Source organism: Paenibacillus sp. FSL W8-0919, assembly GCF_038003785.1.
GTDB classification, from domain to species: domain Bacteria; phylum Bacillota; class Bacilli; order Paenibacillales; family Paenibacillaceae; genus Paenibacillus_AQ; species Paenibacillus_AQ lactis.
In genome coordinates this window covers 3,473,605-3,487,643 of the sequence record NZ_JBBOPV010000001.1, presented here as the reverse complement: position 1 = coordinate 3,487,643, position 14,039 = coordinate 3,473,605, and the positions used below count along the sequence as shown (strand labels likewise).

Sequence of the window (14,039 nt, the reverse complement as noted above, 5' to 3'; positions counted from 1 at the left end):
TTACAATTTAACAAAGGATGCCCAACGAGTCAATAACTTTTGTAAATTTATTTTTGTGCATTTGATAATAAATAAATGTTCAATATGTTTAGCTTATACACTGAAATGTCTGTTAAATCATGAATTAAAGCTTGGTAGGGAACGCCCCCCCAAACCCCTTGTTAAGTGATACATAATAAAAAATCCAGGCTGATTGCCCTGCTTTATATCACTTTATCAGCGTGTGTAAATGTAAATATAATTGTGCATTTGTAAAGTTTAAGTTGCTATTTTGTCTGATCTATTATACATTGGACATAAGGTAATCAAGCCGCAAGTCATAACGGCCGCCCTGCGGACTTTAGGTTTGAATTTGAATTCGAGGTGAACTCCCGTACATGGCAAAAGAGAAAGTCACAATCCAGGACATCGCCGATGCGCTCGGCATTTCTAGGAACACGGCGTCCAAGGCGCTCAACGGCAGCGCCAGCATCCCGGACGAGACCCGCAATAAGGTCATTAAGAAAGCGATCGAGCTAAAATATAAGCAGTTTGCGTACATGGAATCGGACAATCTTATGACAAAACCTCCGGGCAATATCGCATTGCTCACGGCGAATATGCCGAGCAACTCCCACTTTGGCTCACGGCTCATCAGCGGATTGGAGAAGCGGATCAGCGCCGAAGGCTATAATTTATCCATTCATATCGTCAGGGACATCGATCGGGCCTCGCTCATGCTGCCCAACAATTTCGAGGCCTCCAAGGTGGACGGGATGATCTGCATTGAGCTGTTTGATTTGGAGTACAGCAAGAAGATTACAAGCCTCGGCCTGCCGACCATCTTCATCGACTGCGCGGCAGACCTGTTCTACCCTGATCTGGAGGCCGACCTGCTGCTGATGGAGAACGAGCACAGCACGTACCGTTTAACGAAGCAGCTGATCGATAAGGGGTGCAGAACTTTAGGATTTATCGGGGATTATCATCATTGCAAAAGCTTCCATGAGCGCTGGACGGGCTTCACGCGCGCATTGAACGAGAAGGGCATTTCCTTGGACCTTAACCAGTGCGTCTTGAACCCGGACCGGGAATTTTTCTCCGATTCCGATTGGATGGACAAGCGGCTGGGTGAGATGAAGCATCTGCCTTCCGGCTTCGTATGCGCCAATGATTTTATTGCGGTGAATGTCATGAAAGCGCTCAAAAACAAAGACCTTCACATTCCGGAGGACATCGTCGTCACCGGATTTGACAACGCCAACGAATCGCGCATCGTTGAGCCTCATTTGACGACGGTCCACATTTACAGCAACGAAATGGGGATTACGGCAGCAAACATGCTGTTATCCCGGATCAAAGAGCCTTCACAGCCTTACCAAGTCACCCATATCCAGACCAAGCCGATCTTTCGCGAATCGACAGGGGACTAAGGATTGCCAGCTCTTCACTATTCTTCAGGACAAAAAAAACCGACCTGTCGGCTAACACCGAAGGACGGTTTTTTTGATCTTTACCGGGCTCGCAGCTCTTGCATGCGAACGGTTATGATGAACGGCTTAATATGGGGATTCCATGGAGTAGCGGCCCAGCTTCCCTGCACGCAGCTCGCGCAGGAAGATGCTGGAGGCCTTCTCCAGATCCACCCTTCCTCCGCTCACGATGCATCCCCGCTTCCGGCCGATGGCCTCCATGACGGACACGATCTCATCCGGATTCTCGAAATCGCTCGGACGCTCCTTCAGATCGAAGCGCTCGCTCATCGCGTCCCAATAGTACTTGGAGAAATATTTGATTGCAAAGAACGCAATATCCTCCACGTTCAAAATTTCCTCTTTGATCGCTCCGGTCACGGCCAACCGGTATCCTACATTCTGATCCTCGAATTTCGGCCACAGGATACCCGGGGTATCCAGCAGCTCCATCTCGCCGCCGGTAACCTTGATCCATTGCTGGCCCTTGGTGACTCCCGGCCGATCTCCCGTCTCCGCAATGTTCCGGCCGGCTAGCCGATTGATCAGGGTAGATTTGCCCACATTCGGTATGCCCACGATCAAGACGCGCATCGCGCGCGGGTTCATGCCCTTGGCGATCTGCTTGTCGATCTTCTCCTTGAGCAGCAGCTTGATCTGGCCGGGAATCTCCTTGACTCCCGTTCCGGTGGAAGCGTCAACCGGGAAGGCCGGCTGTCCTTGTTCTTTGAAATAAGCGATCCACTGCCGCGTAACTTCGGGATCCGCCAAATCGGCTTTATTCATGAGCATCAGCCGCGGCTTGCCCTGCAGAATCTCATCAACCATCGGGTTTCGGCTGGAGAGTGGAAGCCTGGCATCGATCAGCTCGATGACCGCATCGATGAGCTTCAGCTTCTCCTGAATTTGGCGGCGCGCTTTGGTCATATGTCCGGGGAACCATTGTATTGTCAAACGTCGTCACCTCACTATACTCTGAAAACAACTTGTACTGTAAACTAGATCGAAACCGTTAATGATTGACGATCCCAATATCTTTCAGCGGCCAAAAAACCAAATCGGCCCGACCAATAATATCCCCCAAAGGGACATATCCAATCATCCGGCTGTCGGTGCTGTTCGACCGGTTGTCTCCCATCACAAATACATGCCCTTCAGGCACGACCCCTTCCGTTACGAAGGAATTCGGGAAATCCGTATTGTTGTATAATCTGCCTTCAGCATGGGCCTGATCAATTGCTTCCTGTATGTAGGTTTCATTGATTTGCTCTCCATTGACAAACACCTTATCGCCTTCCACTTTTACAGTGTCTCCTGCAACGGCGATGACACGCTTAATGAAATCCCTGCCTTCGTCCGGTACATGGAACACAATGACTTCCCCCCGCTCCGGCTTGCGGAAATCGTACAGGATCTCATTTACGATCAGCTTTTGATTGGATACAAAGTTAGGCTCCATAGATGGACCTTGTACGATAAACGGTTTGAAGAGAAGCCAGCGAATCAGAACAACGAGTACCAGCGCGATGAGAAGTGCCTTCAGCCATTCCAATAACTCATTCTTTGCCTTCTTGGCTGGTTTCTCCACACCAGGATCCATTGCTCCCTCATGATTTTTCTGCATAATCCACCGTCCTTCTCTAACGATTACTTCGTTCTATCGCAAATTTTGGATATACAAAAGGGGCTTGTATATACGCACAAGCCCCCTTTACCGCCTTGTAATTAACGACGAATTTCTTTAATTCTCGCTGCTTTACCGCGCAGTTCACGAAGATAATAAAGCTTCGCACGACGCACTTTACCACGGCGAGCCACTTCGATTTTCTCGATTTTTGGCGAGTTGATTGGGAAAGTTCTTTCCACACCAACACCGTAAGAAATTTTACGAACTGTAAAAGTCTCACTGATTCCGCCACCGCGACGTTTAATTACTACACCTTCGAACAGCTGGATACGCTCACGAGATCCCTCGATAACCTTAACGTGCACTTTCAAAGTGTCACCAGGACGAAAGCTCGGAATATCCTTGCGCAGTTGTTCTTGAGTAATCGCTTGTACGATATTCATCTAGGACTCCCTCCTCTCACACAGGCGTTCTTGCATCTTCCGGAAATCATGTATTGTTTCCTTCATTATCCGCAGCGGACCACCGTACTCACAACAAAAGAAATATTAACATATTTTATGGGCTGAATCAAGTGAAATTGTTAATCAGCCTCCTCGGTCATCCATATCCTGGCATCGCCGAATTAAAAAACCACCGCCGGCTAACACCGAAAGTGGCTTTGGGATTCATTAGTTTACGGATTCTTTTGTATCCTGGATGCCTTTATGGCGCTTGCTGTAATATTCGAGGATGTCGTCCACCGTGCGGAATTGGACATCGGCATTTTCGTTTTTTTCGCTGCTGGATTCGTAATGATTGGTACGTTCCGTCATTTCCGTATACCTCCTAGTACTTCTCGTTGATCACAAATACTTATTACCCAACAGATAGAACGATGCACCAACAAACTAATTTCTGATTTTGGATATCGATAGTTGGGAGGCTTTTACCGTTACTGCTGCCTCCGATCGATTATAAAGGGCAAGGGTATTGCCAACACTACAATTCAAGACGGCGGATCCTGACACTAAGGCTTTGCCCGAATTCGAAGAAAGGCCTGCCGTGCCGCTCTTATTACCATCGATTACAATCCCGAACGAGCTAGGCGCTGTTTGGCCGGGCGGGAGTGATATCCTCCATTCCAAGTAGTAAAAGCCCGCTGACCTAATCGTTAACGAATCGGTGCCGTTAAAAGACACCCCTTGCAGTGTACTGGCGGTAAAAGCGACAGGCGAATGGGGCATGACATGCTGGCTTCCGCCATCACCGGTATACAGCACGGTGCCTCCGACCACCGGATCGGATACGCCCGATCCTGCCGGTCCGGTCGCTTCGATACGGGCAGGATTTGCTTGATCCGTTTCGCTTTTCTGGCCATGCGGTCCCCTTGAGCTGGATGCTCTTGTAGACTCGGCATCCTCAATCGATTCAGAGGCCCCTGCAGGCCTGTTTAAGCCTGCTGAACCGGTAACCGCGACTGGACGATTCACTGCTCCTCCGGAGGCGCTGCCAGGTCCCTGCTGAGGCGCAGGCGAGACGGTCTCTGTTGTTCTCGCTTCCTCTTCCCCCGATCCCTCCTCCGGTTCTGTTGGAGCTACCGGTAATGTCTTCCCCTCAGGAACGGTCGGCCCCGACATCCCTATTGCAGCTGTGCGCCCCTGGCCATCAGCGATACCTGGCTCCTTCTCATGCCTTCTCTGCAAGCCTTCTGGGTGCTCCTGGACGGTATCCTTCCGAGCAGCCTCTGAACTTGTCCTTGCGGCAGGCAGTAAAGCGTGCGGTGCCGTTTCCGGAGCATTGGCTTGCTTATCCTGCTCAGCGATTTCCCCCGCATGCGCGTGTGCGCCGCTCATCAGCTGTTGATCTAAACGCTCCGATACCGTTTCCGACTCATTAGGCTGCTGAAGCGTATACATCTCTTCCGTAGACTGCTTGGGCAGTGCAGGCTGCTGAGAGGAGTCGTCGTCGAAGCGGCCCGGCTGTTCGTCCATCTCTTGCACGACGGCGCTAAGACGCATTCTCGTCCCCTGTTCAGCCTCTTTATCAGCTGCTGTACGATCAAGCCGGGACGGGTTCGTCAGATTCACTGGCTCTGCTTGATCGGTGCCGGACATTCCCTCTCCCGGAGCAACATCCTGTAAACCGGTTAAAGCCTGGATAATCACCTCTCCAACACCGATGCGCTCCCCGTAAGACCGAATCAGAGCAAGCACGGCATCGATTCTCGTCCATATATGCGGCAAGTTATTCGTATTGGGAATCGTAGCTACCTGCTGCACACTCTGCCGGAAAACCCGTCGCTCCTTAGACGTAAATCCCATCCCGGAGACAAGCTCATTCAAGCTTTGCAGCGTCGTCTTGATTCTGGTAAAATCCTCGTATTCCGGCTGCTGCGCGAAGGCGTTGAGCAATCCTGCTATCTGCTCCGTCAACGTAATATACTGGGTCAATTGCGCCTTCCTTACTCGAATTGTGCCTGTTCCAACCTCCTGGATTCCTGCTCTCAGCCGCCCGCCGTTTCTTCTCCCCCGCATAAGTCCTTCTCACCCCTACGCTCCGTTGTCGCTCCCCATAAAACTACTTAAAGCACAGTACTCATCCTTATAGAATATGCCGGCAACTGAAGCAGCCGTGCCATGGACACCGTACGATTTCATGACCCTCTCAACAAGTCAGACTATCATTACTGTATGTAAAGCACGGCCTTTGTATTATGAGAAAAACGAAAAAAAGGCCCTTTTACTCCAGGCCTCTTTCTCAATGCTATGATTCGGTTGGTGCTTCCGCTTTGCTGCGCAGCTTGTCCAGAAAGGCTTGATCCTTCTTGGACAGCTCAAGCCGCTCCAGCAATTCGGGACGCCGCTGCCATGTGCGCAGAAGCGCCTGCTCACGCCGCCATTGGTCGATATTGGCATGATGCCCGCTGAGCAGAATATCCGGGACCTTCCAGCCGCGGAATTCAGCCGGTCTGGTATAATGCGGATATTCAAGCAGTCCGGTGCTGAACGAGTCCGTTACGGCCGATGTCTCATTGCCCAGCACACCAGGCAGAAGTCTGACGACGGAATCGATAATCACCATGGCCGGCAGCTCCCCGCCGGTGAGAACATAATCCCCGATGGACAGCTCATCGGTCACGAGATGTTCCCGAATTCGCTCGTCATAGCCCTCATAATGACCGCAGATAAAGATGAGATGCTCCTCCTGCGACAGCTCCTCCGCTTTGCTCTGGGTAAAGGTCTCCCCTTGCGGGCACATCAGAATAATCCGCGGCCGCTTCTGCTCTCCGGGTTCCATGAAAGCATCAGCATTCGCTTGGGGCGAGTCCTGTCCCTCCGGAAGCTCTGTCCTTGACAAGATATCCTCCACCGCTGCGAAGATCGGGTCCGGCTTCAACACCATACCGCCTCCCCCGCCGTACGGAGTATCATCCACTGTACCGTGCTTATTGCCCGCATAAGGACGGAAGTTGATGGCGTTCAGCTTCACAATCTCCTTCTCGGCAGCCTTGCCCAGAATACTCGAATGAAAAACGCCATCGAACATCTCCGGGAACAGTGTCAACACATCGATCTTCATTGTTTATAACAGCCCTTCCATCAGATGAACACGTACCAGCTTGGCTTCTTTATCCACATCTAGCACGACATCAGGGATTGCCGGAAGCAAAATCTGTTTGCCCTTCGGTGTCTTTACGACCCAGACATCATTAGCACCCGGGGTCAAGATCTCGGAGATGACGCCGAGTTCCTCGGGCGGCTCCTCATCCGTGACGACACGGCATCCGATGATTTCATGGAAGTAATACTCGTTCTCCGGAAGCTCCTCTTGAAGATCGGCCGTAATTTTCAAGAGAGCTCCCTTGAATTTCTCGACCTCGTTAATGCCGTGAAGCTCCTTGAATTTCACAATATACATATTCTTATGAAAGCGGGACGTGTCCACCGTCACCTCAATCGGGCTTCCCTGCTCCGGAACGATGTGCAGCTGACTTTTGCTCGCAAATCGCTGGTCTGCAAAATCCGAATACGGCATCACTTTGACTTCTCCGCGAATGCCGTGCGTGTTTACGATTTTACCTACCGTAAGTAACTTCTCTGACATGGTGTTCCTCCTGCACACATAATGAATGATCGCTGACATGAGGGTAACCCCGGTTTCTTCAGCATGTACGAAAAAGGGCTAGGACATGCATCCTAACCCCCTTTCGTATATTTTAAGAAATGATATCAACGGTCACCCGTTTATCCATTTTGACTGCCGCTGATGTTACGACTGTACGCAGTGATTTGGCAATACGCCCCTGCTTGCCTATGACCTTCCCGACATCGTCAGGATGCACGTGCAGCTCATATACAATCAGATGCTCCTTCTCAACTGTCTTTACAGTCACATCTTCTGGATGATCCACTAAAGCCTTAGCAATAACGCGAACTAATTCTTCCATAGATAACCCTCGCGATCAGTCTTATTTCTGATGCTTCAGCTCATGGAACTTCTTCATAACGCCCGCTTTGCTCAGCAAGTTGCGAACGGTATCGGATGCTTGCGCACCGTTTTGAAGCCACTGAAGAGCTTTTTCCTCATCGATCTTAACTTCAACCGGTTGTGCAACCGGATTGTAATAACCGATTTCCTCGATAAAACGACCATCACGCGGGGAACGGGAATCAGAAACCACCACGCGGTAGAAAGGAGCCTTGTGAGCACCCATGCGTTTCAGACGAATACGTACTGCCATTTCAACATTCACCTCCTTCAACAGATGTCCTTGCATCTATCCTTCTTAACGGAAAGGAAACTTCATTCCTTTGCCGGTTAATCCTTTAAGCTGTTTCAGTGCCTTGTTCTTGCCGCCCTTAGGGCCCATCATATCCGAAAACTGCTTCATGACGCGCCGCATCTCGTCGAATTGCTTGATGAGACGGTTCACCTCGGCGAGCGATGTTCCGCTGCCAGCGGCAATCCGCTTCCGGCGGTTATGGTTGATGATGTCAGGCTGCTGCTTCTCTTCGGTCGTCATCGAATGCACGATCGCCTCGATGCGCCCCATCTGCTTCTCATCCACCTTCAGATCCTTTGCCTGCTTCATCTTGCCCATGCCGGGGATCATATCCATCAGCTGATCAAGCGGGCCAAGCTTCTTCACCTGCTCCATCTGCTCCAAGAAATCCTCGAACGTAAACTCCGCGTTGCGCATTTTACGTTCCATTTCCTTCGCTTTCTCGGCGTCGATGTTCGACTGCGCCTTCTCGATCAAGGAAAGCATATCGCCCATGCCGAGAATCCGGGAAGCCATCCGTTCCGGATGGAAAGGCTCAAGCGCATCGATCTTCTCGCCGAGTGCGGCGAATTTGATCGGACATCCTGTGACGGCCTTGACCGACAAGGCCGCGCCGCCGCGGGTATCGCCGTCGAGCTTGGTCAGCACGACGCCGGTCAGAGTAAGCTGCTGATTGAAGCTCTCAGCCACATTCACCGCATCCTGACCCGTCATGGCATCCACCACGAGCAGAACCTCATCCGGGTTCACCGCGCTGTGGATTTGCTTCAGCTCCTCCATCAGCTCTTCATCGACATGAAGGCGTCCGGCAGTATCGATGATGACATAATCATGGCCGTTGTCCTTGGCATGCTGCAAGCCCTGCTTCGCAATCTCCACCGGGCTTGTCTTGTCTCCGAGCGAAAACACCGGCACTTTAATCTGTTCGCCAAGCACCTGGAGCTGCTTGATCGCAGCCGGGCGGTAAATATCGCCTGCGACGAGCAGCGGGCGGCTGTTCTGCTTCTGCAGCAGCTTCGCCAGCTTGCCCGAGGTCGTCGTCTTACCTGCACCTTGCAGACCCGCCATCATGATTACCGTAGGCGGCTTGCTGCTCTTGGCCAGCTTCGACTGGGTTCCGCCCATCAGCTCGGTCAATTCCTTATTAACGATATCGATGATGACCATGCCGGGCGTGAAGCTGTCCATCACTTCTTTCCCGATGGCCTTCTCCTTCACCTTGGCCACAAAATCCTTAACCACTTTGAAGTTAACATCGGCTTCCAATAGCGCGAGCCGAACCTCACGCATGGCGGCTGTTACATCTTCCTCGGATACCTTGCCCTTGCCGCGAAGCTTGCTGAATACGTTCTGCAGTCTGCTGGTCAATCCTTCAAACGCCATATCCGCCACCTCCGTTCGTACTTAATCCCATATCTTCAATCGTTCAACCATATCGGTCATCACGTGTTTCTCTTCATCATTCAATCCGCTGACCGCGAGCCGTTCCTGAAGCTTATCCAGCTCACGGATCCGCGCGTCGTGCTTCTTCAGAAGCCCAAGCTTCTCCTCATAGGACTCCAGCACCTGCTCCGCGCGTTTAATATGCTCGTAAACGGCCTGACGGCTGATTTCAAATTCTCCTGCGATTTCCCCCAGGGAAAAATCATCCAGGAAGTAATATTTCAGAAAGGTCCGCTGCTTCTCTGTCAGCAGCTGCTCATAGAAATCGAACAACAGATTGATCCGATTCGTCTTCTCGAGCCGATTCTCCTGACTCATGCAGGGCACCCCCTCGTCAAGGAAAAACACTTTACAGTTCACTTAACGAAACTTATCATACATAAAACAAAGAAGGATGTCAAGATATTTCCCTTGTCATCCTTCAATTTGGTGATCAACGGTTTATGCGGCCCTTCATCCGATCGGAAGAAGGTATATCAAAATTGCAAAGAAATGAAGCACCGAACCGGCCAGCACGAACAAATGCCAGATGGCATGGTGATACGGGAAGCCGCGCCATACATAGAAAATCGTGCCCAGCGTGTACAGAAGGCCGCCAATAACAAGCAGGTTTATGCCTTGGGGCGCAACCACGGCGGTCAGCGGATTCCAGACAATAACGATCAGCCAGCCCATTGCAATGTAAAAGATGGTCGACAGAAACAGAAACTTTTTCACAAAGAACGCTTTAAATATGCAGCCTGCGATCGCGATTCCCCATACCACGCCGAACAGGCTCCAGCCAAGCGTGCCGCGGACGGCGACAAGCAGAAACGGCGTATAGGTTCCGGCAATGAACAAGTAGATGGAGGAATGATCCATAAACTCGAAAAAATCCTTTGCCTTCCCCTCCTTGAGGCTGTGCACGAGCGTGGAATTCAAATACAGCAGCAGCATCGTCGTACCGTAAATCGTGAAGCTCACCACATGCCAAGCCGTGCCTTTCAGACTGGAAAACACGATCAGGAGCACCAGCGCGGCCACGCTGAGCGCCGCCCCTATGCCATGGGTAATGGCATTAGCGATTTCCTCCCTGCGCGGATAAACGTGCGTATTTGCCATAGCTAAAAAATCCTTTCGCTTTAGATCTTAGCCTCTATTATAAACCCCTGCGGGAGGCAAAATCCAGCGAGCTGCTTAGAACCTACTCACCGGATGCGTCAAAATAGTTGCGGATTGCGCTTACGATCTGCGCGGAGGCGGTGCCGTCCCCGAACGGATTGGCCGCCTTGGCCATGGCCGCATATGCCCTCGGATCGAATAACAGTTCCTTGATTCCCTTTACAACGGCTCGCGTATCTGTCCCGACACATTTCAAGGTTCCCGCAATTACGCCTTCCGGCCTCTCCGTCTTGTCGCGCAGAACAAGGACCGGTTTGCCTAGAGAAGGGGCTTCCTCCTGAATGCCTCCGGAATCCGTCAACACCATGTACGAGCGCTTCATGATATGATGCAGATCCACGACGTCCAGCGGCGCAGTCAGGTGTACCCGATCCTCTCCCGCCAATCCATCCGATACCGCCTTCTGAATCGCAGGGTTCGGATGAACCGGATAGATCACCTCGATGTCCGGATTTTCCCGGATCAGCTGTTTGATCGCTTGAAACACATGGCTCATCGGCTCGCCCCAATTCTCTCTGCGATGCATGGTCATCAGAATCCAGCGCGTATCCTTTCTGAGCTTGTGCTGCAGCGGATGCGTAAACGGCGCGCTCAACGTCCATTTCATCGCATCGATCCCCGTGTTTCCCGTTACATAGATATGCCGGGTCCGATTCTCCTTCATCAGATGCTCAGCCGCCAGCCTTGTCGGGGCAAAATGCATGTCCGCAACCCGGCCGATCCACTCCCGGTTCATTTCCTCAGGAAAAGGCGCGTACTTGTCATAGGTTCTAAGGCCCGCCTCCACATGGCCGATCGGCACCTTTGCATAATAGGCCGCCAACGCTCCAATGAAAGCCGTTGTCGTATCCCCATGGACGAGGACCATATCATATTTATTCTTCTGAAAGACCATTTCCATCCCCCGGAGCAGATCCGCACTTAAGCTGTACAGGCTTTGCCCTTCCTTCATCATATTCAAATCCATGTCAGCATGAATATCGAAAAATTGAAGCACCTGATCGAGCATCTCCCGATGCTGCCCGGTGACGCAGACAACCGGCGTAAAGCCCGGAGTCTGCTCTAACTCCTTGACCAAGGGAGCCATTTTGATGGCTTCCGGTCGCGTACCGAAAACGACAAGCACCTTTTTATCCACAAATCTCACTCCTCACTCGCAATGGATATCATCATCCCGAGCATTATATGAAAAATTGGTAGAATCGTTCCGATTCTGGTGCCGTCCCTAGCATCATAATCAACCATTTTCGCTTATTTTGTTCAATCGTCCAATCTTAAAAGCTATCAATGCATATAGTAACCCTAGAACCAAAGAAAGGAGGAAAACCTCTTGGCTGTTATCATTTACCCGAGAACGATGAACTGGTCATATATGAAGCAAAGACCGCAGCAGCTTATGACTCAATTAGGCGCACTAGGTCATCAGGTTTTCTTCGAAAACCTGGCACCGCTGGATTCAGAGTTTACAGAGATTGAAGAGAATGTCTATCTATTTACGGATACGAAGGCGTTCTTGTACAAGAAGCTTCCTGCTCTTCGCAAGGAGCACCCGGTTGTCGTCTGGACGACCTGGTCCAAGCTCCGCACACGCATTGAGACGCTGTTCAAGCCGGACATTACGATCTATGACTGCTGTGATGAATTTCCGCACTGGGCGAAATACGAGCCGAAGATGATCGAATCGGCAGACCATGTTGTGTGCACGGCCGATGTGATCCACACCCGTCTTTCTCTTGCGTACCCGGAAAAACCACTGACCTTGATTCCAAACGGAGCAGATCCTTCATTCTTTCATATCCCGGCAACGGAGCGTCCCGCCGACCTGCCGGAAGGTCCCGTGGCCGCTTATATCGGCGCCTGGGCTTATTGGGTGGATCATGAGCTGTTTGCTAAGGCGGCTGCCGCATATCCCCATGTCCATTTCGTTTCGATCGGCGCTCCTTACGGCAGCTCGGGAGATTACTCGCACCTTCCCAATGTGCATATTCTCGGTGAAAAGCCCCACTATGAGCTCAAGCGCTATCTTCGCCATATCGATGTTGCCTTAATCCCGTTTCAATATCATCCGATAACGCTTGCCACCAATCCGGTAAAAGCCTACGAGTATATGGCAGCAGGCGTCCGCGTATTATCGACCGCCCTGCCGGAGTGCATCGCCATGGAACCGCATGTGAGAACCGCGACCACCCATGAGGATTTCATCTCGAAACTTGGCGATATTCTACAGCACCCGGATTCGGAGGAGAGCAAGCAGGCCAGAATCGCCTATGCACGCAGCAACCGCTGGATCGAGCGCGGGAAGGCGGCGGATCAGGTCATTGCGGAAACGATTCGTCTCAGAGGGCTCGGCGGGAGATGAAGCCGCTTGACATCCTTCATTCCCGGCCCTTCGGCTTCACCCGGGACGAGATTGCCGCCTATCGCGACCGGATTCTCGAGGAAGCGCGCCGGTCCGGCAGCGAGTGGGTAATATCAAGCAGCATGAGCCTTCCTGCCCATAGGCAATGGCTCCGATCCTATGACTGGGCTTCCGATATACCGCAGGAAGCTGTCTGTATATGTGTGGACGGGATCCCCTGCTTATGGCGGAGGGAATGGCTCCGAAACCGCCTGTCGGAATGGAACAGCCGCCTTCCGGCTACACGCTTTCTTCAGGATGATCTGATGCCAGTTGACGAGAACCAAATCTTCCGGATGGAAACGTCTTTTTCGGAAGGCTCAAGCATCGAAGGCTCCGGAAGCCGAAATCTCACCAGCCGAATCCCGATTTCTCAGCTTCATGATCGCGAATATATTGCCCCTCTCCTTGCCGCTACACAGCAGCATCCGTCCCATTTGCATGTTCCTTCACAACAAGCAGCATGTTCTGTTATCCGAGTGAAGCCGGCTGTTTCGATTCTCATGAGCGTTCACAATATGCGAGACACCATGGGCTGGAGCATTCGCTCGGTGCTCGCGCAGTCCAGCGAGGATTGGGAGCTGATCATCGGCGATGATGCCTCGGATGACGACACCCTTGAAGAAGCATGCTTCTATTCCGACCCCCGCATTAAGATTCTCCTGCATTCGCACAATCGCGGCAAGGCGGTCATGATGAACCGGCTGCTTGAAGAAGCCAGGGGCCGCTATATTCTGGAGCTGGACGGCGATGACTGGCTTGCTCCCGATACGGTGCGGCTGCTGTCCGAAGCCCTTGACCAGGCGCCGGAAGCCGGCATGGCGACAGCCTCCTATGCGTGGTGGATCCGTACGAGACAAATGGGACCGGTCTGGAAAGGCACCATCAGCAGCGCGAACCCGCCGGAGCAGGCCCTTTCTTCGCAACATTTCGCGCAGGCCCATCCCCTCGTTCCCCGGATGTACCGAGCAGCATCGCTGAAGGCGATCGGAGGGTGGTGGGACCGGGAGGACCGCTTCGGCCGGATATTTGAAGATATCGATCTAACCTCCCGCTTGCTTGAACATCACCTTCTCGTTCAGGTTCCGGCTGTGTTATATCACCGCGTAATTTACGGGAGCAGCATCAGCCAGCGCAGCCGGGACCTGTTCCCGGCCTGGCGTAAATCCCGTTAACGTCGATGCGGTTCGGCTT

The 14,039-nt window shown here is 52.0% G+C and carries 16 protein-coding genes; 3 read left to right on the top strand and 13 right to left on the bottom strand.

Annotation, left to right across the window (positions count from 1 at the left end):
* Positions 1-377: 377 nt before the first annotated feature.
* Positions 378-1,412, top strand: coding sequence for a LacI family DNA-binding transcriptional regulator (locus NST44_RS15790; RefSeq protein ID WP_007132092.1), 1,035 nt, complete (start codon positions 378-380; stop codon positions 1,410-1,412).
* Positions 1,413-1,538: 126 nt separating this feature from the next.
* On the opposite strand, the gene ylqF is transcribed toward NST44_RS15790, so the two are convergent.
* The 13 genes from ylqF to wecB all read right to left on the bottom strand — a co-directional run bounded on the left by ylqF (position 1,539) and on the right by wecB (position 11,585).
* Positions 1,539-2,405 (bottom strand): ribosome biogenesis GTPase YlqF, encoded by an 867-nt coding sequence (gene ylqF, locus NST44_RS15785; RefSeq protein WP_007132093.1) that lies wholly within the window; start codon positions 2,403-2,405, stop codon positions 1,539-1,541.
* Positions 2,406-2,463: 58 nt separating this feature from the next.
* Positions 2,464-3,075 (bottom strand): signal peptidase I, encoded by a 612-nt coding sequence (gene lepB, locus NST44_RS15780; protein WP_007132094.1) that lies wholly within the window; start codon positions 3,073-3,075, stop codon positions 2,464-2,466.
* Between the two features lie 101 nt (positions 3,076-3,176).
* Positions 3,177-3,521 (bottom strand): 50S ribosomal protein L19, encoded by a 345-nt coding sequence (gene rplS, locus NST44_RS15775; protein ID WP_007132095.1) that lies wholly within the window; start codon positions 3,519-3,521, stop codon positions 3,177-3,179.
* A 228-nt stretch (positions 3,522-3,749) separates the two neighbouring features.
* Positions 3,750-3,893, bottom strand: coding sequence for a hypothetical protein (locus NST44_RS15770; RefSeq protein WP_007132096.1), 144 nt, complete (start codon positions 3,891-3,893; stop codon positions 3,750-3,752).
* Positions 3,894-3,968: 75 nt separating this feature from the next.
* Positions 3,969-5,594, bottom strand: coding sequence for a collagen-like repeat preface domain-containing protein (locus tag NST44_RS15765; RefSeq protein WP_007132097.1), 1,626 nt, complete (start codon positions 5,592-5,594; stop codon positions 3,969-3,971).
* Positions 5,595-5,823: 229 nt separating this feature from the next.
* Positions 5,824-6,639: a tRNA (guanosine(37)-N1)-methyltransferase TrmD gene (trmD, locus tag NST44_RS15760; protein WP_007132098.1), complete on the bottom strand. Its 816-nt coding sequence runs from the start codon at positions 6,637-6,639 to the stop codon at positions 5,824-5,826.
* Positions 6,640-6,642: 3 nt separating this feature from the next.
* The gene (gene rimM, locus NST44_RS15755; RefSeq protein ID WP_007132099.1) at positions 6,643-7,164 is read right to left on the bottom strand and encodes a ribosome maturation factor RimM; all 522 of its coding nucleotides are present in this window, start codon (positions 7,162-7,164) and stop codon (positions 6,643-6,645) included.
* A gap of 112 nt (positions 7,165-7,276) precedes the next feature.
* On the bottom strand, positions 7,277-7,507 hold the full coding sequence (locus NST44_RS15750) for a KH domain-containing protein (RefSeq protein WP_007132100.1): 231 nt from the start codon (positions 7,505-7,507) through the stop codon (positions 7,277-7,279).
* A 21-nt stretch (positions 7,508-7,528) separates the two neighbouring features.
* Positions 7,529-7,801 carry a 30S ribosomal protein S16 gene (rpsP, locus tag NST44_RS15745; protein WP_007132101.1) on the bottom strand — a complete coding sequence of 91 codons (273 nt, stop codon included), beginning with the start codon at positions 7,799-7,801 and terminating at the stop codon, positions 7,529-7,531.
* Positions 7,802-7,846: 45 nt separating this feature from the next.
* Positions 7,847-9,226 (bottom strand): signal recognition particle protein, encoded by a 1,380-nt coding sequence (gene ffh / locus NST44_RS15740; protein WP_007132102.1) that lies wholly within the window; start codon positions 9,224-9,226, stop codon positions 7,847-7,849.
* 21 nt (positions 9,227-9,247) lie between these two features.
* Positions 9,248-9,604, bottom strand: coding sequence for a putative DNA-binding protein (locus tag NST44_RS15735; RefSeq protein ID WP_007132103.1), 357 nt, complete (start codon positions 9,602-9,604; stop codon positions 9,248-9,250).
* 135 nt (positions 9,605-9,739) lie between these two features.
* The gene (gene trhA / locus NST44_RS15730; protein ID WP_340900058.1) at positions 9,740-10,387 is read right to left on the bottom strand and encodes a PAQR family membrane homeostasis protein TrhA; all 648 of its coding nucleotides are present in this window, start codon (positions 10,385-10,387) and stop codon (positions 9,740-9,742) included.
* Positions 10,388-10,469: 82 nt separating this feature from the next.
* Positions 10,470-11,585, bottom strand: a complete 1,116-nt coding sequence (wecB, locus tag NST44_RS15725; RefSeq protein WP_213617093.1) for a non-hydrolyzing UDP-N-acetylglucosamine 2-epimerase — start codon at positions 11,583-11,585, stop codon at positions 10,470-10,472.
* 192 nt (positions 11,586-11,777) lie between these two features.
* Between wecB and NST44_RS15720 the strand changes: the two genes are divergently transcribed.
* Together NST44_RS15720 and NST44_RS15715 are read left to right on the top strand one after the other, a co-directional pair.
* Complete coding sequence (locus tag NST44_RS15720) at positions 11,778-12,806, top strand: glycosyltransferase (protein WP_213617095.1); 1,029 nt, start codon at positions 11,778-11,780, stop codon at positions 12,804-12,806.
* Entirely contained in the window at positions 12,803-14,020 is a 1,218-nt protein-coding gene (locus NST44_RS15715; RefSeq protein WP_213617096.1) for a glycosyltransferase family 2 protein, read from the top strand. The genes NST44_RS15720 and NST44_RS15715 overlap by 4 nt, the downstream gene beginning before the upstream one ends.
* Positions 14,021-14,039: the final 19 nt, after the last annotated feature.